Below are 25,749 nucleotides of genomic sequence, written 5' to 3' on the forward strand. Positions count from 1 at the left end.
CTAGCGGCTCATCCGAAAGCCATCGCCATCGACTGGATAACAGCGATGGCGAATTCGCAGGCCCTTCTCCGCGACGAAATGCGAGAACAATTCCCGATCGGCTTCGGGCGCGGTGCAGGTACGTTCGAGCAGAGCGACGCGCGCCTCGGCGCCGGCCGCCTGATAGAACGTAGCTGCGCTTGGGAACAGGCGGGCCTGGAAGATATCGGCGAAGTCCTGGGTGGCGTAATCCCTGAGCTCGGGCGAGGCCGCATTGAAGGCGCGAAGCGCCAGTGGCGCGCGGATGAGTTGGAGCCAGGCCTCGTGTGGCGCGAAGCGATAGGAAAGACTCAGCAGTTCCGCTGTTCGCGGCCCAAAGCCGGCCTGGCGAATTTCGGCCCAGTAGCTGCCGAACCAGCCCAGTGCTTCAGTCGGCGCGCATGCCAGCAAGGCACGGCTCGTCGACGCGACGGCGTCTGCATCGAGATCGATCTGCTTCAGGTCGCCTGCGCGTGTCGATTCGTCGGCGATTGCGAGCTGGAGCAGCAGGAGCTCGCGCAGCGTCTTGGCGCTGCATAGGCGACGGGCGGATGGCAAATTGTCCGATACGATCCGTCTCAGGCGATCGACTTCATATCGCTCGCCGCGCGCGACGCGTCCTGCAATCTGCGGAACCGCGGGATTGGTCACATCCGGGGCGATAGCCGCGATCCACGCCAGCGCGGCTGCGGCAAGCGCGATGGTCGAGCCGCGCAGAAGCCAGCGATAGGCGATCCCCGTTGCCTGTGCCGCCGGCTCGGTGGCGCTAGGCTCCCTCGACATAGTAGCTGTTGTAGTGCGAGCCCTTATACGCCTCGATCCTCTTGAGCATCTTCGGATTGGCGCGATTGAGCACGGCGCCCAGAAGCTTCTTCTGAATGCCTTCGGAGCTCGCCATCGACTCCTGGAGCGCGTTGCGGGTCGTACGGCCCCACTCGATGACGTAAACCATCGCATCGACGAGATGGCTGACAGCCTTGGCGTCGGTGACCGGCATCACCGGCGCCAGATCGATGACGATGTATTCGTATTCCTCTCGCACCACTGCAAGCAGGTCAGCCATCGCCTTGGAGGCGATGACATCTGCCGAGTTCACCATGCGCGATGCGACGACGGAGGGCAGGAAGTCGAGCCCGCTCTCCTTGCTGCGCTGGATATGATAGCCGAACGAGCGCGGATCCTTGAGGGCTTCGACCAGGCCGGTCTTGGAATGGGGGGCCAGCGCCCTGGTCAGCGAGCGGGTATGGAGGTCGCCGTCGATCAGTAGCGTGCGATGTCCGGTCAACGCGGTCAGATGACCGAAATTGGCGGCAACCGTCGTTTTTCCCTCTTTCGGCAAGGACGACAGGATTCCAATGATCTTGACCTCGCGCGACAGGCGCGCGACGTCGATTGACACCTTGATGTTCCGCAGCGTCTCCGCGAACCGCGAGAACGGGTGCTCGACGACGTAGCTGGATATGTTTCCTTCCGGATGATCTGCCGAAGCCCTCGCCGCGCGGATGTCGGGAAGAACGCCGAGGCATTTCACCCCGAGCTGATCCTCGACGTCGCTCGGAGATCGCAGCACGTCGCTCATCAGTTCCTTCGTGAAGGCCGCCCCGAAGCCGAAACAGAGACCGCCGAGCAGGCCGCCGACCAGCGCCAGCAGCGTCTTGGGCGAGCTCTTCTTGTCGGGTTTGACCGCCGTGCCGATGATGCGCGCTTCGCTGATCGGGAAGCTCTGGTTCTGCGTTGCGTTCTGCAGCTTCTCGAGGAAGTTGTTGTAGAGGTTACGATAAGTATCCGCCGCGCTTTCGAGGTCGCGCAGCTTGACCTGCGCCTGACTCGTGCTGCCGGCCTGGGATACGAGATTCTTGAGATTCTCCTCAAGCGCCGTCTCGCGGCTCTTGGCGATCTCGTACTCGCTGCGATATGCGTCCGCGATACGACGGACCTCGTCCGCGATCGCCTTGCGCAGCTCTTCCATTCGGTTGGCGAGGTTGACGGCCGCCTGGTGGGTCTTGCCGTAACGGCTCGACCAGTCGGCATATTGCGCCGCCAGGTCGAGATATTGGGCGCGCAGGCGCGTGATCACCGTGTTGTTGAGTGCGTCCGTCACGGTCGGCTGCACGAGATCCTTGTCGAGCAGCGCCTCGATCCGGTCGAGGCGGGCCTTGGCCTCGGCGGTCGCGGCATGAGCGGCAATAAGCTGAGAGTTGACGTCCGCAAGCTGTTGCTCGCTCATCAGACCCCGGCTGGTGCCCACGATGTTGTTTTGCGCCTTGAACGTCTGCACGGCGCGGTCGCTCGCCGTCGCCTGTTCACGCAGCTCGGCGCTGCGTTGCTGGAGCCACTCGCCGGCGCGCTTGGTCGACTGATATTTCGCCTCCAGCGCGCCTACGATGTAGGCGTCCGCAATCGCGTTGGCGATCTGCGCAGCCTTGTTCGGATCGATCGAACGGTAGTTCATCGAGAGGACATAGGTCGTCAGCACGCGCTCGACCTTAAGGTTCTTCTGGAGAAGCTCGACCGCGCCGCGCTCGACCCGCTCTTTGCTCGGAGGACCGTCCGACCCGAACATCGAGATGACCTTGCCGATGACCAGCGGAATCAACCCGGGATCCGAGCCGTTGAACTCCGGATCCTCGGTGAGCTTCAGGCGACGGACGATCGACAGGAGGAGGTCGTCAGACTGGAGAATCTCGACCTGGCTGTCGACGAAGCCCGGGTCGATCAGCGCGTTGGCGGTTCCGCTGTCCTTGTCCAGTACCTGGGTTTGGCGTGTGTCCATCAGGATGCGCGCATTTGCCGTGTACATCGGCGTTGCCACGATCAGGTAGACGAGAACGATCGCGAGCGTACCGGCCACGATGGCGACGATCAGCGGCCATTGGCGGCGTACGATGTCCAGAGCGCGCTCGGCGCTGAGCGTCGTGCCACCGACCTCGATGGCATATCTCGGGCGTTGCGGAAACTGATCTCGTGGCTGAAACATCTCTGGGAATCTTGAGGTTGTCACTCGGGAAGGGGAACGGGTTTGAACGGGTCGGCGAGTTCGGTCTTCCACTCACCCGACATCAGACCGGCGCTTGCACCCGGACCCGCCGGTGCATTGCTGGCCGTGGCGGGAGCCGGGCTTCCCGGAACGGGCGCAGCCGCTGCGTCCTGATCCGTGAGATATCCTTTGAGGACGGACCCGTCGTGCAGCTTGGCAACGAATTCGCTGATCCGGCGCGCGACGTCGGGCTTGGTCGCGATGCAGCGCTCTTCGGCACGGTGAAGCCCGGCGCCGATTGCGACACGGTCGGCCTGGCTCGCCTGGCGCAGCATGTCCCGAACCGGATCGAGCGCGGCTATGTCGGTCACCAGCAATCCGGTGAGCCGGCCCGAAAGCTTGTCCCTGTCGTTCTTCGACTGTCGCAACAAAACCGAGGGGTCCGAGACGAATGCGCTGACCGCGGACGACGGCGCTCGTTCGGCGCGATCGACGCATTGAGCCTGTGCCGGCGCCGACAGCGTCGCAGACACGGCAACGGCGATCACTGCCGCGATCCGTAAAACCGGCAGGGAGCCACGCAACAAGCTATCGAGTTTGATTAGGATCGCGCTCATATCTCGTTGCAAACTAGCGATGACGTATGGATTTAGGCCCTAGGTCCTTGATGACCCAAAACTATGTCAAATTCTTGTGCGGCGCAAAATATAAACCAGTACGGACCAAATTGCCATCCTTGCCCGCTCTGCATCCCCGTTTCGCATGAACGAAATTCTTGCTGCGATCAGGCGCGGATTCGGCGAATGGTTGCGCGCGCTCGTATGCGATAAGCATGAATTTTAGGCAAGCACCATGCCAAGGCAAAGGCGCGAGGGACGGTCTGGCAGACCATCGCCTCGCGCCTGTCGCAACCTGCGATTGAGGGCGGTAGAGCGAAACTTCGCGCGGTCTATTCGGAGGTCCGCAACATCGCGAGACGCGTGGCGCGCAGGCGCTCGCCATTCTCGTTGATCGCGACCCAGAAGCGCGGATTTCCGCCGGACTGCATCGAGATCCACTCGTAATCCGCGGCGTTCCAGGGGCGCACCGAAGCGGAAAGATTGTCCAGGACGAAGTCGCCGTCGGCAAGTCGCGCCACCAGCACGAGATGGCCCTGGCCGCCATTTGTCAGGACCACTGCGAGGCGCAGTGCCGACTTGGGCCAGCCCATCTCGATCAGTTGATGACGCTTGGTGACCGCGTAGTCGTTGCAATCGCCGGCGGACGGCGAAAGGCTCCAGCGCGCCACCATCGGATTGGTCGATTTCTGCATCGGTGTGATCGACGCGTTGACCGAGCTGTTCACCTCGCGCAGCATGCTCATCGCCCGGTCGCCCGAAGGCAGTGTCCGGTCGGCGGCGTCGCTCGCGCATTCGCCGTCGTTGTTCATGCAGAACTTGACGAATTGCAGCGGCGCGAGCGCATTGTCGTACTCGCGGATGAACGCGCTCTTCGCCTGATTGAGCGAACTGTCGTTCAACATCTCGGCCTTGGCGGCGGTGCCGGTCGACGCGATCCCGATCGCGACCAGCGATTTGATAATCCAGCTCATGACATCCCCGTCTCGCGTTTTCTTTTTTGACGCTACGGGTATCTCACAAACGATTTGAGCTTTGGTTCCGCGGAAATTTACAATTGTAGCTAAATAGGCCGGTCACGGGACCGGCCTGGGAGGGGTGGTTAACGGTTCCAGCCGTCAGCGCGACGGGCTTACCGAGGTCAGAACGGCGGTCGACGTCGCCGCAAACAGCGTCTGCGTCTGTGACGCCGCACCGGGCCCGCTCTGGTTCACGACCGTGGGTGCGGTCGAGCTTGCTCCGCCACCGCGTGCCTCCGCCGCGGTCGAACCAGGTCCGCCGCCGGCTGTGGTCTCGCCCGTCGGATCGGCGCCGTTGGTCGCTTCGGTCGGGATATCGCCGGTGATGCTGGTGAACGATTGGATCAGGTCGGGATTCTCGGTCTTGAGAACCGCCTCCTGGATCAGCTGGGCAACGCCGGGCTGCGACAGGACGCAAACCGAAGCGGCGGTGCCGAGACCAGCGCCGATGGCGCGGCTTTGATCGGTGCTGCTGGCCTTCGCCAGCGAGACAATGCCATCGACTGTCTCGGGACGCGCGGTCAGGAGGTCGCGCACAGCCGAGGCGAGGCCGCCTTGTCCGTCCTTGAACTGGTCGAGCAGCCCGCCGGGATTGGCCAGAAAGTCGGTGGCGCGCTCGGCTGAAACAACGCCCGTGTTGGCAACGCAGCCCGAGCTGACGCCCGTTGCGCCGAATGCTGCCGGCATTCCGGCGAAAATTGCCAGCGCTCCGACGATCACGGTGAAGCGCCTACCAGAATTCCAGCTCATTGCCCTGCCCACTTCAATCAATTTGGCTTTAAACTTCAATTAATTTGACTTTAGCTCGACTTGCACGGATTTGCCACGTTCTTTTCGCACCTGTGATGGTAGCGATTGCGCGAGGCCGCACCCGACGATGGCTGCGAAAAACACGCCGTAACCGGGTATCTGCAACGAGAAATCGATGCAGCTATGTGCAACTCCCAATACAGCGACGCTGGCGCCGATCACGGGTATGTAGCGGTCGCGTTTTCGGCGCAAGCTTCCGGTAAACAGATGGTAAAGATACCAGAGGCAGGCCAGCGCGATGACGGCGAAGGCGGGGATGCCTAATTCGACGGCAATTTCCAGCGGCGTGCTGTGAGCGCGGTCCCAGATGCCGAGACTGCCGAGCGTTGCGGGTCTGATGGCGGGAAAAACAGCTTCGAAATTGCCCAGCCCGACACCGAGCAGCCGATGATCAGCGATGATCCCCAATGATGCCTGGTACGCAGCAAGCCGCTGCGGATCGATCAGCCCGTGTTCGACGATTCGCCCCGCCACGAGGCCGCCTACGAGCTGCAAGAGCACGAGCCCTGCTGCCGCTGAGCCGCCGAGGACCAGCCACTTCCGCGATCTGCCGAGCTCGAGCGGCACGAGATAAAGGATGATGGCCAGCACGAACGTGCCAACCGACAGCAGCAGACCCGCCCGCGATCCGGTCATGGCAAGCGCGATCGTGCAGATCGCGAATCCCGCACCGAGCGCCACCGGCGCGGAGAGGATTTGCTCGAGCTGCGATCGCCAATCCGGTTGTTCCGGCGGCCCGCCTTCCTGGCGGTGCATGGTGCGCAGAAGCGGCACCAGAAACAGCAGGGCGCAGCTGCCCCAGAACGTCGCCGCCGTGTTTCGATTGACGAAGGTCCCTGTGGCAAAGCCCAGGTAGGCTTCTTTCTGCCTGAACAGCACCATGTCCGGTGCGATCAGCTCCGCCAGAATTCCGTACAATGCATACAGGCATCCCGCCCATGCCAGTATGCGTAGCAGCGAGCGTGCGGCTCCCGCATCGCTTGCAAGAATCACGGCGCGCGTGAAGGCGAGCGACAGCAGCAAGACCGATCCGAACGCCAGCCACGTTCCGCGTGCGGTGACCGAGAGACGGTCAGGCAGTACGAGGCCGAAAAAAAGCCGCGGCAGTTCCCAGACCGCTGCTGATTCACTGGACGGATCGCTCCACGTTTGCAACGCCACGATGACAACCACCGCCGCGATCGCCACTGCCAATGGAATGAGCAACATGGCATTGCGACGGCTCACGGCCGAAAGATCGGCGGTCAGCAGGCTGCAGACGAGCAGAAAATTCCAGAAGCAAATCCACGCGAGGTCGAGGGATCCGAGCGGAAGTGGCGCCAGCACAAACACGGCTGTGGCGAAAAATCGCGATATCGCGCCCAAAGGCCCCTCTGTCATTCAACTCAGCCGCGATGGAGCTATCAGAACTTCGCGCGAGATCAAGTTAATGCGAGGCTAGGTCGTTGATGGCCATTCGCAACATTGCAAACAAGGCCGCAGCTCGCGCGTGCAGCCCTGATCTGTTCCAAACGCAATGCCCGTTGCCTCACGAAAGCTGAATTGAAGTCTATGAGCATGTCGTCGGAGCAAAGATGCCGACCGGCGTCTTGCTGCCGCATCTGTCGTGCACTGTCCTGGTCGAGATCGGCGCTTCGCGGCTCTTTTCAGTTGAATAAACCACCCGGTGGAGGCATTATATTGCACCGCAGCATTTCGCTTTGGTCGAATCGTAGAGCCTCTATCAAGTGCTAGCTCATCAAACAAAGGCGCACTACGTTCCGCTGGACAGCGTTCGTGGCCTCGCCGCCCTCTGCGTGGTCGTCCATCACTTCGTCGGATCGGATCCGCTCGCCGCTGCGCTGCCTCATCGCGCCTGGATCGACGTCGCGTTTTTTCACAATTCCTGGCTCTTCGTCGATTTGTTCTTCGTGTTGAGCGGCATCGTGATCTCGATGAGCTATGTTCAGTCCGAATTCAGCGGGTTCGACTTCCGAACGTTCACCTTGCGTCGTATCGCACGCATCTATCCGCTGCACATCGTCATGCTGTTCGCCTTTCTGGCGTTTCGGCTGATGCGGCTCACGCTCACCGAACTGGACCTGCTGCACTTCTCGACCAACGAGACGGCGGATCTCCAGGTTAACAATGTGTACTCGTTTGTCGCGAATGTGTTCTTGCTCCATGCTATGGGCGTGCTCGATTATCTGAGCTGGAACGGCCCGAGTTGGAGCATCAGCGCGGAGTTCTACACCTATCTCGTGTTTGGCGCCGTCGTCGTCCTGTCGCAGCGCCTTGGCTACATCAGGCTCGTCTATGTTTTCAGCGCCGTGCTGGCGGTGATGGGCGCGGCTCTCATTATCTTCGTGCTCAAGAATGAAACGCTCGATTTCCAGACCAACGCCTTCACCCGATGCTTCCTGGGCTTCTTCGTCGGCGTGCTCACGCTTCGTTTCGTCTCGGGAAAAGGTCGTTCAGTGAGCCCCTTCGTTCAGTCGGCCTGCCAGATCGGTGCGGCCGTCGTCGCCATCGTGCTGGTTTCCGTCGTCGGCTTCGACGAACGGCTCAGCTTCGTGGCGCCGATCGTTTTCGGCGCCCTGCTGGGCTCGCTGATGGCGTTTCCGGAGCGGCTCCTGCCGAAGCTGCTGTCCGTCCGTCCGCTGGTCTGGCTGGGCAAGCGCTCCTATTCGATCTACATGACGCATGCGCTGATACTTGTCCTCATCCAGTACTTCGCGCGTGGCGTGGGCACCGGGCGCCTGCAAATCGTGGACAACATTCTTCCCGGACTAGCAGCCTCACTGCTGCTCGCCGTCTTCGTGGCCGCCGTGCTCGTGCTCTCCAACCTCACCTACCTCTGGGTCGAGATGCCGGGGTCGCGGTTCGTGCTTCGGCTTTTCAATCGCCGCGCCGTTCCCGCTGTGGTCGCGGCGGAGTGACGGGCATGTCCAGCAGCTCTTCGGCTCTACCGAGGTCGGACTGGCGCATGGTCGATCCGGCGGCCTTGCCCCGGCATCACCAGCAGGAGGGCAGTGCATTCTTCAGTCTCGAGGCTATCGCGCTCTTGCTTTATTTCTACCGCGATGCGCTCGCAGGCGCGCTGCGCTATTATCTGGCCGTTCTCAAGATCAGCCCGCTGTGGTTCCTGCCTGACATTTTCGCGCTGGTCTGCATTTTTGCCTTCGTGCAGCGCTACGTCCTGATGGGGCGTAACCTCGTCGCGATCCTCACGCTGTTCTACATCTGCTTTGCGCTTTACCTCGGATACGTGTTCCTGGGCTATTTCAGCGGCATGATGTCGTCGTTCAAGATGATCGCGCCGGTGTTCGTCGGCTTCTGCTTCTGCGGGCGCAATTTCGGCGACTACGATCGACTGCTGCGGTGGCTTCACCCGATCTTCTACCTGACGATCGTCGGGATCATATTGTCGTCCCGCATGCAGTTGCCCTGGGTGGGATATGCCTACGAGACTTTCGGCACGACGCGGCAGGCGACGCGGCTGTGGTGGTCGGCGTCCGAGACGCGCCTCGCCGGACTTGCCGCCGACAGCACGATGGCCGCATTCTTCGTGTTCATTTCGTTCACGATCAGCTCGGTGCGCCGGAGCCTGCTGTGGTGCCTGTTCTGGGCCCCGATCGGTCTCTACGCCATCAAATTGACCACGAACAAGACCTCGCTCGGCGTGATGGTGATCTACGTCGCTTGCCTGATCATCGTTCGCCTCGTTCCCGAGCGTGAGAAGTTTCCCATGCTGCGGCGCATGGCGCTGCTGTCGTTCCTGTCGATCCTCGTGCCCGCGGTGCTGATCGCCCTGTTCTCCGGCAACGGGCTTGTCAGCATGTCGCGCGGCCTGTTCAGCCTGCAGGACCGCGTCAACAACAGCTGGCAGTTGCCGTTCGTCTACATGGCTGAGCTTATGCCGGTCGGTTTCTTCACCGGCTGCGGCCTCGGTTGCTTCAACTATCCGCAGCTGCTGTTCTCGAACAAGCTCAGCTATTACGTTCCGGTGGATAATTTCTACCTCGGCACCTACCTGATGTTCGGGCCGATCTTCGTGTTGTTCATGGTCATGGTCATCCTCGCGGTCGCAAGGACCAGGGACATCTACAAGCTGTCTTTCGCGGTCGCCATGAACCTCTTCACCATCACCGTGCTGGCCTATGGTCCGGCAAGCGGCTTGATCATGCTCGGCGTCGCCTTCAGCGAAGTCTTCGCCCGAGAGAGACGTGACGAGACCGTCGCGGACGCGGTGCCACTCGCGCCTGACGTCGACGATCTGGTCTCTCGGCCGGCATGATCGCGATGTTGCCGCATGCAATGAGCTGCAGTGCGCAGCACGGGCGCTGGTCCGGAACTTTCCTTCATCTTGATATCGGATCGCGGCGGTGAGCGCAGACAGCAAGAATTTCGTGGAGGCGATCCAGGGGCTGCGCGGCGTCGCCGCGCTCACCGTGCTGATCGTCCATCTTCAGGACATGCCGCTTCTGGCAGGCTTCCTGCCTCCGATCTGGCCGTGGCTGGAAGCGACTGTCAACATGGGCGGGCACGGGGTCGAGCTGTTCTTCATGATCAGCGGCTTCCTGATTCCGGCGAGCCTGATGCGTCACCGCAGCGTCGGGAAGTTCTTTCTCGATCGCGCCCTGCGAATCCTACCCGTGTTCGTGATCCTGCACCTGATCCTGTTCACGGCAGGCCCCCTGGTTGGCTACAAGTTCTTCAAGGGGATCGATCTGCCGACCTATCTCAAGCTGTTCTTCGTCAATCTGGCGTTCCTGCCGGACGCGCTGGGATTGCCGATCGGCCAGCAGAACGCGTGGACACTGAGCTACGAATGGGCGTTCTACATTCTGTTCGCGGTGATCTTCGTGATGTTGGTGCGGCGGAGGAACTGGCTGCTGGCGGCGCCGTTCATCCTGCTCGGTCTCGCGGGCATCGCCTTTCGGCCGATCGCCGCGTTCTTTCTGGTCGGGCTGTTGTTCAGCCTGATCGATTTGCGGATCCGCGTCGTCGGCTGGCCCGGATTGCTGGCGGGCATCCTTTGCGGGATCGCGATGTACGTGTCGATCGAATATGCGCATCCGCTGGTCGGGCTGTTGCCGGGCGCGCTGCTGTTTGGAATGGTCCTTGCTCCGGACTCCGGTATTGCCGTCGCTTTGAGCGGCAAATTCCTGCAGTTCCTCGGAAAGATCAGCTATAGCCTCTATTTGGTCCACCCTTTTGCGCTATTTCCGTTGCAGGTCATCGGAGTGAAGCTGGCCGCGCATGGCGTCAATCTCTGGCTCCTCTGGGCCGGGTTCGCGTGCCTCGGCCTGATTGCCGCACTGATAGCGGGAACTGTCAGTTACGAGCTGATCGAAGTGAGACTCCGCCGCTTGCTCGATCCGGCGCTGCGGGGCCTGTTGTTTGGAGTGCGCCGTGAAGCTCGCTATGTCGCCTGAGCGCGTCCTTTCGCAATCGTTTCAGCCGGATCACATACGAGAGACGTCATGATCATCAAGAACCTGCTCTCGATGTCGAGCGTGAACGTCGTGAAGTCGGCCGTTCAGTTCCTCATCACGCTGCTGATCACCTATTTCGTGACGCCCACGGAATTCGGGCTCGTGGCGTTTTCGCTGCCCTTCATCGCCTTCATCTCCATGCTGACCGACCTTGGGCTGTCGAGCGCGATGATCCAGCGGACGTCGCTCACCAGGGAGGAAGCCGGCGCGGCGACGACTCTGATGGTCGCGATCGGGATTGGTTGTGCCCTGGTGCTGGCCGCCGCCTCGAAGCCGCTGGGGGCTGCCGTCGACATGCAGGGGCTGCCGTCCGTGCTCGCCGCTCTCTCCGGTTCGGTCGTCTTGTCCATTTCCGCGATGGGGCCGCGCGCGGTCCTGGAGCGCTCCCTGCAATATCAGACCATCGCCTTGATCGAAGCCGGCGCGGCTCTGGCTTCCGCGACGGTGGGCGTGGCCGGAGCCCTGCTCGGATGGGGGATCTGGGCGCTGATCGCATACTATGTCCTGATGCAGGCGGTGCGCGCCGTCGCCTTCTATGTGAACACCAGGCGCCATATCCATCTGTCCTTCAAATGGCGCGGCGTCGCGCTGATGCTGTCGTTCGGCGGTTGGGTGCTGGCCTCGAACGTCCTCAACTTCACTGCGAGAAACGTCGGCAATCTCATGATCGGCGCCAAGCTGGGCGCAGCGGCGGTCGGTCTGTTCGGTCTCGCCTTCCAGTTCATGACGCTTCCGCTGATGATCCTGTCGTGGCCTGGCGGCGGCGTTCTGATGGCCACCCTGAGCCGGATGAACGGCGAGCGGGAACAGGAACGGCGCAGGGCGGCGATCTGCGCGGTGCTCGGCATGACCGCGATGATCACATTCCCGGCAATGATCTACCTGACGTTCGGGCTGAAATATCCCGTTGCGACGTTCCTCTCGCCGCATTGGCAGGAAGTCCTGCCGCTGATTGCCATCCTTGCGCCGGCAGGCGCGGCGCAGTCGATTGCGGCCTATGCCGGACCGATTCTGCTCGCTCACAACAAGGCCCGGCTCCAGTTCTGGGTGAGCACCGCCAACAGTGCCAGCATGATCCTCGCCTTTGTCGTGGCGTTGCCGTTCGGGCTCACGGCCGTGGCGGTCGTGTACCTGATCGTATCGATCCTCGTTTGCGTCCTGATGCTGATGATTGGAGCCCGCAACTGCGCGATCTCCTATGCCTCTTTGTTGGGCGCCCTGATGCCGGCCACCGTCGCCACCGCACTCGGCGCATTGTGTGCACTCGTCGCCACGAAGGCAGACGTCGCAAGCCTGTCACATTGGCTGTTGGCGACGGCCGTCTATGCGCTGATCGTGCTTGGCAGCTACGTGATATTCAGGCGTCGCATCTGGAACAGCATGCAATCGCTGCTCGGCGGCTCGGTTCCGTCGATCCAGGCGAATGTTTCCTCGGCAGGTTAGTAGAGATCGTTTGATGTCATCAGTTGAGGGAATGAGCGGCAAGTCCCAAGCGGGAATTCCGTGGCGCGAGGACCTGATGGCAAACACCGGCAGGTCCGGTGTGGCTGCCGCTTTCGTCGCCATGCTGACGAGCCCGGGCTTTGCCGTGATCACGACCTGGCGCATCGCCAGGATGCTGCGATTCCAGACCCGCTGGGGACATCAGATCACCTGGCTGCTCGTGCGGGCGCTGATGCGGCGCGGCTGCTACATCTCGGTTCTCGCGGAGATCGGTCCAGGGCTGATCTTGCCGCATCCGACCGGCGTCGTGATCGGCGAGGGGGCGCGGATCGGTCGCTCCGTGATGCTTTATCACAACGTCACGCTCGGCCGGCGTGCCTGGGATGAACCGGGTTGCCCGACCATCGGCGACGGTGCCGTCATCTACACCGGTGCCGTGATCGTTGGCCCGACTTCGATTGGTGCGGGAGCAAACGTTGCCGCCAACGCGGTCGTGACGCGTGACGTCCCGCCGCATTCCGTCGCCGCGGGAGCACCTGCGCGGATCGTGCGCTCGGAAGCACCAGGTCGCCTGCGCGCCTGACGGCCCGCGAACCGACGGCGAGGTTCCCGGCGATCCGCGTTTGGTCCGCCGGTTCAACCCGGTCACAATTCTGATTGCTTGCCATGTATAGTTGTGTCCGGAAACGTCTCGGACACAGGAAGCAAGCCCATGTCGTCGATCATTACCGATTTTTCGCAGGTCTATCCCTATCTCGACGGCTCGAAGTTCAAAGACACCATCGTCGTGCAATATCGGGGCGATGGCGACGTCAAATACAGATGCGACGTCCTCGTGGACATCTGTCGGGGCAAGCGCGTCCTGCATGTCGGATGCTGTGATCATCTGCCGCTCATCAAACGAAAGATCGACAACCGGGACTGGCTGCACGGCCTGATCACCGAGTGTTCCGAATACACCGTCGGCGTCGACATCGATGCGGATGCGGTGCGGGAGGCGTCGCGGATTTCCGGGCTCGACAACATGGTCGCGGGCGACGTGACGTCCGGCCAGAAGATCGATGCAATATCCGGCCGGAAGTTCGACATCGCCGTGTTTGGCGAAGTCGTCGAGCACATTCCGAATCCGGTCTCGTTCCTGTCGCGCTTCAGGGAGAATTACGGCGACGTCGTCGATCAGATCGTGATCACCGTTCCGAACGCCTTCAGGGGTGGCAACATCAAGGGCATCTTGAAGAACGTCGAGACGATCAACAGCGATCACCGGTTCTTCTTCACGCCCTATACCATCGCCAAGGTCGCAATCGACGCCGGCTATGCGCCGGTCGAGGTGAAGATGGCCACCTTCATGCGCGCCGGAAAGCTGAAGTCGATGCTGCTGCGGCGGCTTCCGCTGCTGGCCGAGGATATCATCTTCATCGGTGCGGCCACACCCGCGCGGCCGCACTGACCTTGCTTCCCCCGTCGTCCCCGTTCAGCTGGCAGGGGGACCTGCCAGCTGGTTCGGCGTCAGACGAACAGGAAGTTGCCGTGATCCAGGTTGGCCGAATTCACATTCTTCAACAGGATGGAATCGGCCGAGGTGAGCTGGATCAGCGTGTCGGAACCTGATTGCGAAATCTGCAGGTGGCTGTAGTCGGCCACCAGTGATTTCAGGATTTCGATCGTGTCGTGGTTCGCCGCGGCTCCGGCGTGGAAGCTCTTGATCTGGTCGTTGCCGCCGTCGAACATGACGGTGGTCGTGCCCGGCGCCGCGGAGAAGACGTCGTTGCCGCTGCCGCCGGCCAGTGTCAGTCCCGCAGTCACCGCCGTGACGGCGTGGGTCCCATCGGTGTTGAGGACGTCGATCGAGAGCAGCGAGCCGCTGGTATTGTAGCTGTCGTGCTCGACGGCGCCCGGCAGGCCGGCGACCTTGAACTTGAAGACGTCGGACGTTCCATCGGCGTTGTTGATGGTTTCGGTCGTCTTGACCCCGGTGCTGTCGTAGACATCGGAGACCTTGCTGCCGTCCGCCTTGACCACCTGCGTGTAATCGAGCGTACCGTCCGCGTGCGACCGGGTGATCGAGGTCATCTTGCCCGCGGCGTCGATGTGCTGCTGCTCCGTGACGTAGCTCTTGCCGGTGATGTTGTAGATCGTGTTGTCGTGCGAGCCGTCGGCGTTGTTGGCGTAGACCGCGGTCTTGACGCCCGACGTGAACACGGTGGTCGAGTTTGAGCCGTCCTTGTTCAGCACGTAGTCGCTGGTGAGACTGCCGCTGCCGTCGAACAGCTTCGTTTCCTTGGTGCCGTCGGCGTTGACGACGTAGATCGACGAGTTCAATCCGTTCGCGTAGTTCGTCGTCGTCACGTCGCCGCCCGCCGTCTTGTGAACGTCCTGGACCAGAGCTCCCGACGAGTTGTACGTGTCCGTCGTGGTCGATCCATCGGCGGCATTCAGGATCTCGCTCATCTTGTGGCCGGTGCTGTCGTAAAGGTCGGTGACCTTGCTGCCGTCGCTGTTGATCACCTGCTTGTAGGCAAGCGTATCATCGGCGTGAAGGCGGGTCAGGGCCGTAAGTGCGCCGGCGGCGGTGAGGTGTTGGATCTCGGTCGTATAGCTCTGGCCCGTGATGTTGTAGAAGGTGTTGTCATGGCTGCCGTCGGCATGGGTGACATAGAGCTTCGTCTTGACGCCGGCGGAGTAGACCGTGTTCGAGGACGAACCGTCCTTGTTCTGGATGAGGTCGCTGGCGATGATCCCGCTGGAATCGTACAGCTTGGTGTCCTTTGACCCGTCGGCGTTGACCACGTAGACCGACGCCAGCTTGGCGCCGTTGTAGTTCGTCGTCGTGGTGTCGCCGGAGCTCGTCTTGGAGACCTCCTGCTTCAATGCGCCGGTCGATGCATCGTAGATGTCGGTCGTCGTGCCCGACGACGTGACGGTGATGACCGAGATCTTGTGGCCTGTGGAATCGTACTGGGTCGTGACCTTGCTGCCGTCGCTGTTGACCACCTGGCTATAGGCCATCGAGCCGTCGGCATGGGTACGGCTGACCAGAAGCAGCTTTCCGCTCGGATCGATGTGGTCGTGCTCGTTGGTATAGGACTGGCCGGTGATGTTGTAATAGTAGTTGTCGTGGCTGCCGTCGGCATTGGTGCCATAGACCTTGGTCTTGACGCCGGCCGTGTAGAGCGTGTTCGAGGACGAGCCGTCCTTGTTCTGGATCAGGTCGCTCGCGATGATGCCGTTGGAATCGTACAGCTTCGAATCCTTCGATCCGTCGGCGTTGACCACGTAGACCGACGCCAGCAGCGAGCCGTTGTAGTTGGTCGTGGTCACGTTGCCGGAGGTCGTCTGCACGACCTGCTGCTTGAGCGCGCCCGCGATGGTATAGAAATTGGTCGTGGTGGCCGTCGACGTTATGGTGACGGCCGAGGTCTTGTGGCCGGTCGAGTCGTACTGGGTCGTGACCTTGCTGCCGTCGCTGTTGAACACCTGGCTGTAGGCCATGGTGCCGTCCGCATGGGTGCGGCTGACCGACAGCAGCTTGCCGCTCGCGTCGAGGTGATCGTGCTCGCCGGTATAGGACTGGCCGGTGATGTTGAAATAATAGTTATCGCGGCTGCCGTCCGCGTTGGTGACGTAGGCCTTGGTCTTGACGCCTGCGGTATAGAGCGTGGTCGACGACGAGCCGTCCGCGTTCTGGACCACGTCGCTCGCGATGACGCCCTTGGCGTCGTACAGCTTGGAGTCCTTCGAGCCGTCGGCGTTGACGACGTAGACGGACACCAGCAGCGAACCATTGTAGTTCGTGGTGGTCACGTTGCCGGAGGTCGTCTGCACGACGGTCTGCTTGAGAACGCCGGCTGTGGTGTAGAAATCGGTGCTGGTCGCCGTCGATGTCACGGTGACGACAGAGGTCTTGTGGCCCGTGGCGTCGTACTGGGTCGTGACCTTGCTGCCGTCGCTGTTGTAGACTTGGCTGTAGGCCATCGAGCCGTCGGCATGCATCCGGACGACTGATAGAAGCCTCCCGCCCGCGTCGAGCTGGTCGTGCTCGCTGGTATAGGACTGGCCGGTGATGTTGTAATAGTAGTTGTCGTGGGTGCGGTCGGCATTGGTGACGTAGACCTTGGTCTTGACGCCGTTCGAATAGAGCGTGTTCGAGGACGAGCCGTCCTTGTTCTGAACGAGGTCCGCGGTGAGATTGCCGCTCGTATCGTAGGTCTTGGTGTCCTTGTCGCCGATCGCCGAGACGGTGACGTCACGCACCATCTTGCCGCCGGTATAGGCGATGTTCTCCGACGAGCCGTCGGTATTGAGCGTTACCTTGCTGGTGATGACGCCGTCGGTGAAGTTGGACGTGCTGGTCGACAGAAGCTTTGCGGAGGAGTCGTAGACCCTGGTGACGCTCCAGGTGTCGGTCGAGTTGGTGACGGAGAACTGGTAGCCGCCCTGGATGGCCGCGAGCGCCTTCCCGTAATGCGAGATCATGTACGCCATGGTGGCATCGGAGGCGACCGGAAGCACGTGGGTGTCGGTGAGCGTGATGGTCTCAAGCGAATCCGAGGCGTTCAGGTCGGACATCTGCGACACGATGTCGGCGGCGGTTCCGCTGACGTCGGTCACGGCGGGCGGTGCAGAGCCGCCTCCTGCGGGAGCGTCGATCTCGATGATGAGCGGGTGGTCCGTGATCGGAACCACGATCTGGCTGACATCGGTGTAGGTCGCGATCGGCGAGCTGCCCTTTAGCGGGTCATAGACGTTGATCAGGTGGTGGACGCTGCCCAGGTTGACGGTAACCGATATCGTCGGATTCGCGATCTCGGTGTCGGTGGCGTCGTTCCAGACCTTGGGTTCCGCCCAGACCACGAGCTCATAGGCGCCGTTGCTCTTGCCGAGAACCATGCTGTTCCCGCTCGCCGGCATGTTGTCGAGCGTATAGTTCAGCGAGGCAGTCGGCGTGTGGCCGCCCTTGCCGTCGTCGGCCAGGATCGTCGTCAGATTGTGGACCGCGGTCGCCGCGAGCTTCGGGGTTCCGTCGGCGTTGAACAGGCCCCAGTGCGATTCGGGATCCGTAGGGTCGTTGCTCGCCGAGGCGTCGAGCAATTGATAGAGATAGGTGGTGCTGACGCCGTCCTTGTAGGCATCGACCAGCGTGTTCAGGATCGATTTCGCCTGTACGTTCTCGCTGGCGCCGACATACGGGGTATCGCTCTTGGTCGTATATCCGGTCTCGGTGATCACGACCGGTTTGCCGCCGGTGACCGACGTGGCGTTACCGAGCAATTGCTCGAGGGCGGTTTCGGGTGTCAGGCCGGTGCTGACATAGGCGTGAGAGTTGGCGTAGTCGGTCGACCCCGACATGTTTCCGAGATTGGCGTAGTCGGCCGAGTCATTATAGCCGATCGACAAATTGTAGACGGGGATATCCTTGAGCGCGGCGTCCGCCTTGATGGCGCTGTAATAGACAGCCTGGAACTGCGCTGCGGCCGAGACGCTCGAGCTCCCATTATAGCTGAAGCCCTGGATGTTGACCTCGTTGAGGCCTTCCAGCGCGATGACGCTGCCGGGATGGCTGGCCGCGAACTCCTTGACGGATTCCAGATAAGACTGGAGCGCAGCCGCGCCGCCGGCCGGAACGCCCGACGGAACCACGAGGTCGAATTTGTAACCGTCCTTCGCAAGTCCCTCGACGATCGGTTGCGCTTCCGGGCTCGTGGCGAGTCCGCCCCGCAGTTTCGTCACCCCGAGATAATTGAGATTGTCCTCGACGAGGGCGAGGTTGTCGTAGGCGCCCCAGGAATATCCAACGTGAACATTGACGCCGATGGAACTGACAAAGGTGCTCGCCGACAGGATCGTCTGATCTGGTGATGCGGTAGTCATCGGTATTTCGGAGCCTTTTCTGAAACGCGAGAGTTCGGTGCCGCCTGCGTCTGTCGTATCGGCCAATCTCTGTTTTTCGAGTTGGTGAGATCGGTAAAAATGGAAGCACCCGGAGATTTTCTCACCGACGCTTCCTGCGCGACGCCCACAGCGCACGAATCTGCGTGGACTGAGATTGATCGATGAAGACCACGGCAATGTGCTTGCAGCGTGACGTTCGAATGGCGATGCAACGACGATGTTCGATCGATGTTGTGCCGGTGCCTAATCGAAACGCATTTGCTTGTCGCGCGAGCAGCCTTGCTTCGAATCTATTGTGTTAAGCGCCGTTAAGCCTGTGGCGTGGGCGGATCGAGTTGCCTGCGAGTCACGACCGCAAAAAATATCGATCGAACTTCGAATGTGACAGTTGTTCGGGCGTTGAAGGCTTGCAGCGCGCTTCCGAATTTTCCCGCGTGCAGTCGGGAAGCGAGAAAGTAAATCTATGGAACTCGCCACCGGAGTTTTGTTTTCTCTCCTGGTCGCTGCGACATCGTGTCGACGTCAATGCAGAAGGATATCGAGTCTGTCTTTGGCCGATGAAGAAACCCCTCGTTGATGTGCAGGGCCAGTCGAACGAACGACGCCGACCAGATGAGAGGTCCAATCTGTGTGCACGAGGTGCGGCGATCGGTGCGTTGACGGCGGGACAATCGGTCGCGGACCCGGCGGGCAAGGGGCCGGGGGACGTTTCAACCGGGCGTTGCTTGCGGAATTTGAAGGGAACGCCGACTTCCGGCGGAAGGCGCGAACCCGAGAAGCGGACTTCGGACGTCGTCTGCAGTGCCGGGGCGGAGTGTCGCAGATCCGCAACGTCAATATGTTAGGCGCGCAACGCTGTTGCGGGCAAACCGCTGGCACGGCATGGAATTTGCCGCTAAGCACTGACCGAAATGTCGTCGATTGAACGGAGTAAGGCCATTCCCATGCAAGATCCCGCCCCGAATGTCATGTTTCTGGTTGAGGTCGTGAATTGCAATGACGGGATTGCATCCTATTGCGAGACCCTGGCCACGGGATTGCATGGCCGGGGCGTGCAGATCCACCTGGTCTCCGGTGCCGTGCGCTCGGACGAGAAGTCCGAATACAAGCGTCAGAAGCTGGCGGCGGCCGTCAAGGAATGGCACGTCATTCCGGGACTTCGGAAGTTGCCTTCGCTGTCGATCTTCATGCGGTTGTTGAAGCTGATCCGGAAGAACAACATCACCGTGATCAACGTCCACGGGCTGGGCATGCTGATGTGGGGCCGGCTGCTCGCGCTGCTCACCGGCGCGCGCTGCGTTGCGACCTATCATCCCTCGGTGCTCGGGAACATCGAGAAGGTGCAGAATGCGCCGCAATCGACCTTCAGCCCGGTCCAGGTCCTGTTCTTCAACCTCTTCTTTCCCCACACCCTCATTCTGATGTCGGAGGAATCGCTCCGGCATCTGCGCCGCTACGTGCTGTTCGGCAAGAACCGGATCGCCAAGGTCTATGGCGGCGTCGACACGGTTCATTTCCGGCCGCCCTCGGATGCCGAGCGCCGCGATGCGCGCGCGAAATTCGGCGTTGCCGACGGTGAGTTCATGTGCCTGCTGGCAGCCCGTCTCGCCTGGGTGAAGGGCCACGACCTCCTCATCAAGGCGGCGCGCAAGATCCGCGACGGCGCCAGTTCTCCGCCGATCGACATCAAATGCTACTTTGTCGGCAGCGGCGGAGCCGAGCGCGAGAAGGAAATCAAGTCGTTCGCTTATGCTGGCGAGAAGGACAAGGACACCTTCAAGTTCCTCGGGTTCATGGGCGACGTCCGCGAAATCCTCTGGGCCGCCGACGTGTTCGCGCTGCCGAGCCGGTTCGAGGGATTCCCGCTCGGCGTTGCCGAAGCCATGGCGACGGGCCTCATTCCGGTCCGGACTCCGGCGGGCGGCGCGACTGATCAGATCATCCAGGGCCAGACCGGCTTCATCGTCCCGTTCGAGGACGTCGACGCGCTCGTCGGTGCGCTCGAGAAGGTGGCCGACCCCGCGATGCGCGCCGCGCTGTCGCGCAATGCTCTTGCGCGCGCCCAACAATATTTCGGTGTCGGGCCGATGGTCGACGAGACTCTCAGGATCTACGGTTTGACCGGCGATACCAGCGGCAACGCGCTGGCTCACGCGGTGAAGGCCTGATCCTAACTGCGTGCCGAGGCCAGCAGATCGCCTCGCCACGTCACCAGAACGACGGCGAGGCCGGCAAAGACGATCTTTCCCGCGAGCCAGGTCAGGGAGTCCGACGGAGCCGCCGCTAGCATCGCGATCGCGGCGGCCGCAACGGTCGCTTCCAGGATCAGCAGCGCCCTTGGCGCCGCCCTGAACCGGATCAGCGGACCGCTGGCGAAGAGGATGATGAGCGCGGTGGCCAAGGCCGCGCTCGCGATCTGTCCCGCCACCGATATGTGCAGTAACGCGCCGATCGAGGATGCCGCCGACACCAGCAGCAGCTGGCACGCCGCGACGACGACCAGTCTCGTCGCCGATTTGGTTAGATGCGGCACGATCGCGAGCGTGGCCTGAAGGTGGGTGTGGAGGAAGTAGAAGATCGCCGCGACCGGCGCCGCGTTGAGGAAATCGACCAGCAGATCGGCGGGCACGAACAGATGCGCCGCGTCGGGCAGGAGGCCGATCAGCCCGCCCAGCATCACGATCGTCGCGCAGAGGATGAATTCGAGCATGCGGGCGCTGGCCCTGCGCGCTTCGCCGTCGACGCCGCGCTCGAACTGGACCACGACATTGGGATAGCAGACGGTGTGAATGGCGGCCACCAGGACCGAGAACGGGCGTTGCAGGAGGTCGATCGCCATCGAGAAGCCGGCCGCTCCGGTCGACGCGCGGCCGAGCGTGGCGATCACGATCAGGCGCAAGGTGACGGGTACGGAGAGATGAATGACGGAGGCGGCCGCAGCCATGATGCCATAGCGGCAGAAATTGCCCCAGTCGGTCAGCATGGCGCGTCGCGACGCGCGCCGTAGCGAGGTGCGATGCACGACCAGGCTCAGGAGAAGCACCGCGCCGTAGCTCGCGGCCATGCCGCACAGCGTCGCTGCAGCCGTGCCGTGGAGCAGCGCGCCCGCGATGGCGCCGGCCAGAAGCACGCTGGCACGCAGGATCAGGAGGACGGACGCGGTCCCCAGCCGGTCGGACACGCGGACGATCATGAAATAGAGGTCGGTGGCGCCTTGCAGCACGGCCATCGCCAGCGCGAGGGCGACGACGCTCGTCTCGAGCGTGCCCAGCAGTCCCGCCACGCCGCCGACGAGCAGCAGCACCAGCGCGCTGAGCAGCCCGGCGCTGAACAGCGAGAACCGCAGGCGCGCGGCTTCTTCTCCGGAAGCTGCGGCGAGGAAACGAACGCCGGCCAGTTGCAGCCATTCGAACACGAAGACGCAGAACAACTGGCTCGTCGCCAGCGCCAGCGAGAACGAGGTGTACTGGGCCGGCGAGAGGATATGGCTGACGGCGAAGATCAGAATGATCGCGGACGCACTCTGGTAGATATAGCTGCCGAATGCGAGCAGGCTGATCATGTCTGGCAATGCGTGAGAAAGAACATGGCGGGATGGTTGAGGGCCATTGGCGGCATCTGCGTCAGCTTCGGCTATGTGCGAGGCGTGCCGCGGCCGCGCGTGAGCTCGTCGTAGACGTTGCGATAGCCGGCGACGACGTCGTCAAAAACCCATTTGTCGATGCCGGACTTCAATCGCTCGCTCATCTCCACGATCTGCTGCGGCGCTTCGATGATCGCCGAAATGCTCTTGGCGATCGAGGCGGGATCGGGCGACGTCAGCCAGCCGGTCACGCCAGGCTTGATCGCCTCCTGAATGCCGCCGAACGGCGTGCCGAGCAGGGGTTTGCAGGCGGCCTGCGCGTCGGCGACGACGAGCGGGCAGGGATCTTCCCAGACCGAGGGGACGACCACCACGTTCACCTGTTCGTAAAACTGCTTCGGCTGTACGAAGCCGAGAAATTCGATCCGTGCATTCGGAGCGAGCGCCTTGAGCTGCTTCTGCTGGCTCTCGGTTGTGTGGCCTGCGATGACGAGCCGAAACCGGTCAGGCGGAATCGTCGCGATGGCGCGCACGAGATTGTAGATGCCCTTCTCTTCGGTCAGGCGTCCGATGAAGCCGAACGTGACGGTGCCGTCGACCATCGCGGTGTCTGCGTTGCCGACGTTGGCGGTCGAGGCGTTTCGAATGACGATCTTCAGCGGTGTCTGCGTGAACAGGCCGAGCTGGGTATGGATGTCGAGAATGCGCTGGCTGACGCCGACGACGGCATCCAGATGTCGCGTCGCCCCGCGACGGCGAAGGGTCAGGATCTGACAGCTCATGCAGCTCGATTCGCAGGCATGTCCGTCCGAGAAGCGCGAGCAGCGCGGGCAGGTGAGATAATAGTCGTGAAGCGTGTGCAGGACCGGAATGCCGAGCTCGGCGGCGGTCCGCCACACCGCGGTCGTCAGGCCGGAGAGATTATTCGAGTGCAGGATGTCAGGCTTGAAGGCCTTGATGCGCGCCGCAACGAGCTCCGACATTGTCTGCCAGTCCTCGATCGCGTGCCAGATGCCGCGCACCGGCGAACTGTGCTGCTTGGCGAAAGGGAAATAGATGTTGTGTACGGGCGCCGAATACACGTCGATGCCGTTGCAGGTCTCCATCTGCTGGTTCGATGCGGACGCGGCACGTATCACTTCCACGCCGTCGTTCTGCCCGACCAGGGTCTCGGCGAGGCGGCGGACGAACGTTTCCGCGCCCCCGACCACCTTCGGTGCCAATGGCGTTGGATAGAGGGATGACGTGATAAGGATCTTCATCGAAAAGGTCTGTCCAGCTATCCTGCCAAATGGCTTTGCTGAAATCTCCGTTTCGGCTTATTGCCGGTTGGTTCGATTGTTGTTCAAATAGACGTCCAAATATTGTCCTGTCACTGAATCCGCCGAAAACCTCTCGGCAAATCCTGGCTGCGGAGGCCGGGAGACTTTCCAGTGTGACCTTTCGTTGACGGCCTTCAGCATCAATTCTCCCAGTCGCTTATGATCGCTGGGCTCGTAGGACCCAACCATATTGGAAAACCCCGCGATCTCGGGAATCCCGCCGGCCGTCGAGCAAATCGTCGCCCGGCCGGCGTTGATGCTTTCGATCAACGTGCGCGGCAGCGGCTCCGGCCAGACCGAACTCACCAGGCAGACGTCGATGCTGGCATAGAATTGAGCTGCCTTGGCAAAGCCAAGCCATTCGACCTTCTTTCCGCTGCGGCTTTTTAGCCCCCGCACGTAATCCTCAAGCCCTTTTCCGGCAATTTTCAGTTGCCAGCCCTCGTCGGGAAGCTGCTCGGCCGCCTTGAGGACTACCTCAATACCTTTTTCAGCCTCGAGCCGCCCGATGAACCCGAATATCAGATCATCCGAGCTCGAAGCTGGTGACGGCACCACGGAGCTCGGATCGGCGATGTTGAAGATGACGCGGCCATCGGTGCCGGGGAAATATTTCAGCCTGGTGTGCTGGTCGAGCACGAATTGGCTGTTCGAGACCACCGCATCGACCATACGCGAGGCCAGCAGATAAGGCGACGTCATGGCGGCGCAGACGGTGCAGCGCTGCGCGCATGTCGCATCGCCCCGAAACAGCGTCGAGCGTTTGCAGAGCAGGGAATAGTCGCGCAGGGTGTGCACGATCCTGATGTTGCGCCGCCTGGCTTCCGACCACAGCGAGACCGAGAAGCCCGTGAGGTTGTTGGTGTGGACGACGTCGGGCTTCTCGATGTCGAGAATTTCGGCGAACCGCACCGCGGATTTGCGATTCCATGTGTCCTTGAGATGCCACTTCAGGCGCTGGACCGAGGAGGGCTTCCTGTCGTTGCCGAACGGCCAGTAATCGTTGTCCATCGGCACGCGGTATACGCGCACGCCCTTGAGTTCGTCGATCGTGCGCTCCTGCTTGTTCTGAAGGGAGACCACGGACACCTGATGGCCGCGCTGGACGAACGCCTCCGCGAGCAGCGACACAGACACTTCGGCGCCCCCGATGATCTCGGGCGGATAGAGCGTGTTAACGATCAGTATTTTCAAGGATAGCCTCGGATTAGCAGCCCGCCGCAGCGTCAGTTCGATGGCCGGATCTCGAAATCCGGCACGGCCGTGCCCTTGACGCTGACAAGCAACGGCGTTGTCGATAACGCCGTCCAGGCGCCGGCGGCAGGGCCCGGCGCTTGCTGACATACATATCTGATCTCGGCATTCGGTTCCGCATTTTTTAATCGAACTTCGAAGCGCTTCGACGCAGTCTCCGACCAAAGCGCGAGTTTCGTTTCCGATCCACTGTCACTGCGAATCTGCACGACGCCGGGCGCCGGCGTGGTTCGCGTTGCCTTCAGGCTGGTGCGGATGAAGGCCCAGCTTTCGCGAATGGAACACACGGCAGGCTTCGGCGAATTGTCGAAATGATAAATGCCGAAATTGTCCTCCAGTTCACCAGGCTTCGTCCCACTGTCCTTCAGCTCGTAGAGCCATATCCCCTTGAGCCAGGGACCGGCGGTCGAGGCCCAGAGGATGATCTGCGCCATGTTGTCGGCGGCAAGCTGCTCGGTCACGCCGCATTTCGCGCTTGGTGTCGGCCAGCCCGTTTCGGTCAGATAGATCGGATAGTCGGGATTGCCGGTCGCCTGTGCGACGCGTTGATGAAGATTTTGCAGCCGTTCGATCGCCTCGGCTGCGGTCCGCCCGGCCGGTGACAGGCAATGGTTGTAGATGTGAATGGACATCCCGTCCGCGATACGAAGCAGGTCGGTCTTCAGCAGGGCGTCGGTCCATTTCCAGCCGGGATCGTCGCCCAGCGCTCCGACCACGAAAGGCGCGGACGGCGCCGCTTGCTTGACCGCGGGCTGCACCGATCGGGCGAGCGTCGCATAGTTTTCGACGGTGAACAGCGGCTCCGCGCGCGCTCTGAGATTGTACTCGTTCCACAACTCGAAGATCGGCTGCCGTGATGCGACCGCTTGCGCGGCTGCCGTGGCATAGGTGACGAATCTTTGGCGCGCTTCGTCGGTCGTCGGCGGATCGGAATTCGGGACGAGATGATGGCCGGTCCCGAGAATGAGCAGCGGGATTCCGACGCCGGACCTGATCTGGTTCTCGAGGCGGCCGTTCAGGGCATTGAAGCCGAGCCGCTTGCCGGGCAGCTCGAAATCCGACCAGGGGAAGTCGTCGCGGAACGAGGTGACCCCCAGCTCCTTCATCTGCTTGATGGCGGTCGCGGGCACATAGCCGCGGGCGCTGGTGACGCCGCCGAGGCCCTGGTGCGTGCCGACGCCCAGCAGGAAGCGCTGATCGAGCGGCTGCGCATTCTGTGCGTCTGCAGGATATGAGAGGCCGGCCGCGACGCAGAGCCCGCACATCAACATCCGGAAACGACGCAGGGCGCGTTTCCTGTTTTGCTCGGTCACGCTCGTGTCCACTCCTGCTCGCGT

General features: G+C 61.9%; 18 protein-coding genes. 7 read left to right on the top strand and 11 right to left on the bottom strand.

Features of this window, described 5'->3' with window-relative positions:
• The 6 genes from AB7245_RS09600 to AB7245_RS09625 all read right to left on the bottom strand — a co-directional run bounded on the left by AB7245_RS09600 (position 1) and on the right by AB7245_RS09625 (position 6,806).
• Entirely contained in the window at positions 1-801 is an 801-nt protein-coding gene (locus AB7245_RS09600; protein ID WP_085402141.1) for a hypothetical protein, read from the bottom strand.
• A complete protein-coding gene (locus AB7245_RS09605; protein ID WP_085402140.1) occupies positions 785-2,995 on the bottom strand; it encodes a GNVR domain-containing protein in 2,211 nt (736 codons plus the stop codon). The genes AB7245_RS09600 and AB7245_RS09605 overlap by 17 nt, the downstream gene beginning before the upstream one ends.
• Positions 2,996-3,015: 20 nt before the next feature.
• Entirely contained in the window at positions 3,016-3,543 is a 528-nt protein-coding gene (locus AB7245_RS09610) for a hypothetical protein (protein WP_245328480.1), read from the bottom strand.
• 401 nt (positions 3,544-3,944) lie between these two features.
• Positions 3,945-4,586 (bottom strand): transglutaminase-like cysteine peptidase, encoded by a 642-nt coding sequence (locus tag AB7245_RS09615; protein ID WP_085402139.1) that lies wholly within the window; start codon positions 4,584-4,586, stop codon positions 3,945-3,947.
• 144 nt (positions 4,587-4,730) lie between these two features.
• Entirely contained in the window at positions 4,731-5,381 is a 651-nt protein-coding gene (locus AB7245_RS09620; protein WP_071916260.1) for a hypothetical protein, read from the bottom strand.
• A gap of 39 nt (positions 5,382-5,420) precedes the next feature.
• A complete protein-coding gene (locus AB7245_RS09625) occupies positions 5,421-6,806 on the bottom strand; it encodes an O-antigen ligase family protein (protein WP_439034213.1) in 1,386 nt (461 codons plus the stop codon).
• Between the two features lie 362 nt (positions 6,807-7,168).
• Between AB7245_RS09625 and AB7245_RS09630 the strand changes: the two genes are divergently transcribed.
• The 6 genes from AB7245_RS09630 to AB7245_RS09655 all read left to right on the top strand — a co-directional run bounded on the left by AB7245_RS09630 (position 7,169) and on the right by AB7245_RS09655 (position 13,811).
• Positions 7,169-8,359, top strand: a complete 1,191-nt coding sequence (locus AB7245_RS09630; protein ID WP_085402137.1) for an acyltransferase family protein — start codon at positions 7,169-7,171, stop codon at positions 8,357-8,359.
• Positions 8,360-8,364: 5 nt separating this feature from the next.
• Positions 8,365-9,717 carry a hypothetical protein gene (locus tag AB7245_RS09635; RefSeq protein WP_085402196.1) on the top strand — a complete coding sequence of 451 codons (1,353 nt, stop codon included), beginning with the start codon at positions 8,365-8,367 and terminating at the stop codon, positions 9,715-9,717.
• Between the two features lie 88 nt (positions 9,718-9,805).
• Positions 9,806-10,858 (top strand): acyltransferase family protein, encoded by a 1,053-nt coding sequence (locus AB7245_RS09640; RefSeq protein WP_439034214.1) that lies wholly within the window; start codon positions 9,806-9,808, stop codon positions 10,856-10,858.
• A gap of 48 nt (positions 10,859-10,906) precedes the next feature.
• Positions 10,907-12,361, top strand: a complete 1,455-nt coding sequence (locus tag AB7245_RS09645) for a lipopolysaccharide biosynthesis protein (protein WP_166084206.1) — start codon at positions 10,907-10,909, stop codon at positions 12,359-12,361.
• A 76-nt stretch (positions 12,362-12,437) separates the two neighbouring features.
• Complete coding sequence (locus AB7245_RS09650) at positions 12,438-12,944, top strand: serine O-acetyltransferase (RefSeq protein WP_245344125.1); 507 nt, start codon at positions 12,438-12,440, stop codon at positions 12,942-12,944.
• Between the two features lie 129 nt (positions 12,945-13,073).
• A complete protein-coding gene (locus AB7245_RS09655; RefSeq protein ID WP_071916254.1) occupies positions 13,074-13,811 on the top strand; it encodes a class I SAM-dependent methyltransferase in 738 nt (245 codons plus the stop codon).
• Between the two features lie 59 nt (positions 13,812-13,870).
• On the opposite strand, the gene AB7245_RS09660 is transcribed toward AB7245_RS09655, so the two are convergent.
• Positions 13,871-18,232, bottom strand: coding sequence for a hypothetical protein (locus AB7245_RS09660; RefSeq protein ID WP_085402195.1), 4,362 nt, complete (start codon positions 18,230-18,232; stop codon positions 13,871-13,873).
• 965 nt (positions 18,233-19,197) lie between these two features.
• On the opposite strand from AB7245_RS09660, the gene AB7245_RS09665 reads away from it, so the two are divergent.
• A complete protein-coding gene (locus AB7245_RS09665; RefSeq protein ID WP_085402133.1) occupies positions 19,198-20,421 on the top strand; it encodes a glycosyltransferase family 4 protein in 1,224 nt (407 codons plus the stop codon).
• A 2-nt stretch (positions 20,422-20,423) separates the two neighbouring features.
• Here AB7245_RS09665 and AB7245_RS09670 read toward each other — a convergent pair whose 3' ends face one another.
• The 4 genes from AB7245_RS09670 to AB7245_RS09685 form a co-directional block, all read right to left on the bottom strand.
• Positions 20,424-21,815: a hypothetical protein gene (locus AB7245_RS09670; protein WP_085402132.1), complete on the bottom strand. Its 1,392-nt coding sequence runs from the start codon at positions 21,813-21,815 to the stop codon at positions 20,424-20,426.
• A 71-nt stretch (positions 21,816-21,886) separates the two neighbouring features.
• Positions 21,887-23,098, bottom strand: a complete 1,212-nt coding sequence (locus tag AB7245_RS09675) for a glycosyltransferase family 4 protein (RefSeq protein WP_085402131.1) — start codon at positions 23,096-23,098, stop codon at positions 21,887-21,889.
• A 57-nt stretch (positions 23,099-23,155) separates the two neighbouring features.
• Positions 23,156-24,502 (bottom strand): glycosyltransferase family 4 protein, encoded by a 1,347-nt coding sequence (locus AB7245_RS09680; RefSeq protein ID WP_439034215.1) that lies wholly within the window; start codon positions 24,500-24,502, stop codon positions 23,156-23,158.
• The gene (locus tag AB7245_RS09685; protein WP_085402194.1) at positions 24,385-25,677 is read right to left on the bottom strand and encodes a hypothetical protein; all 1,293 of its coding nucleotides are present in this window, start codon (positions 25,675-25,677) and stop codon (positions 24,385-24,387) included. The genes AB7245_RS09680 and AB7245_RS09685 overlap by 118 nt, the downstream gene beginning before the upstream one ends.
• Between the last annotated feature and the right edge of the window lie 72 nt (positions 25,678-25,749).

Source organism: Bradyrhizobium sp. 604_D8_N2_3, from assembly GCF_051810765.1.
Classification (GTDB): domain Bacteria; phylum Pseudomonadota; class Alphaproteobacteria; order Rhizobiales; family Xanthobacteraceae; genus Bradyrhizobium; species Bradyrhizobium barranii.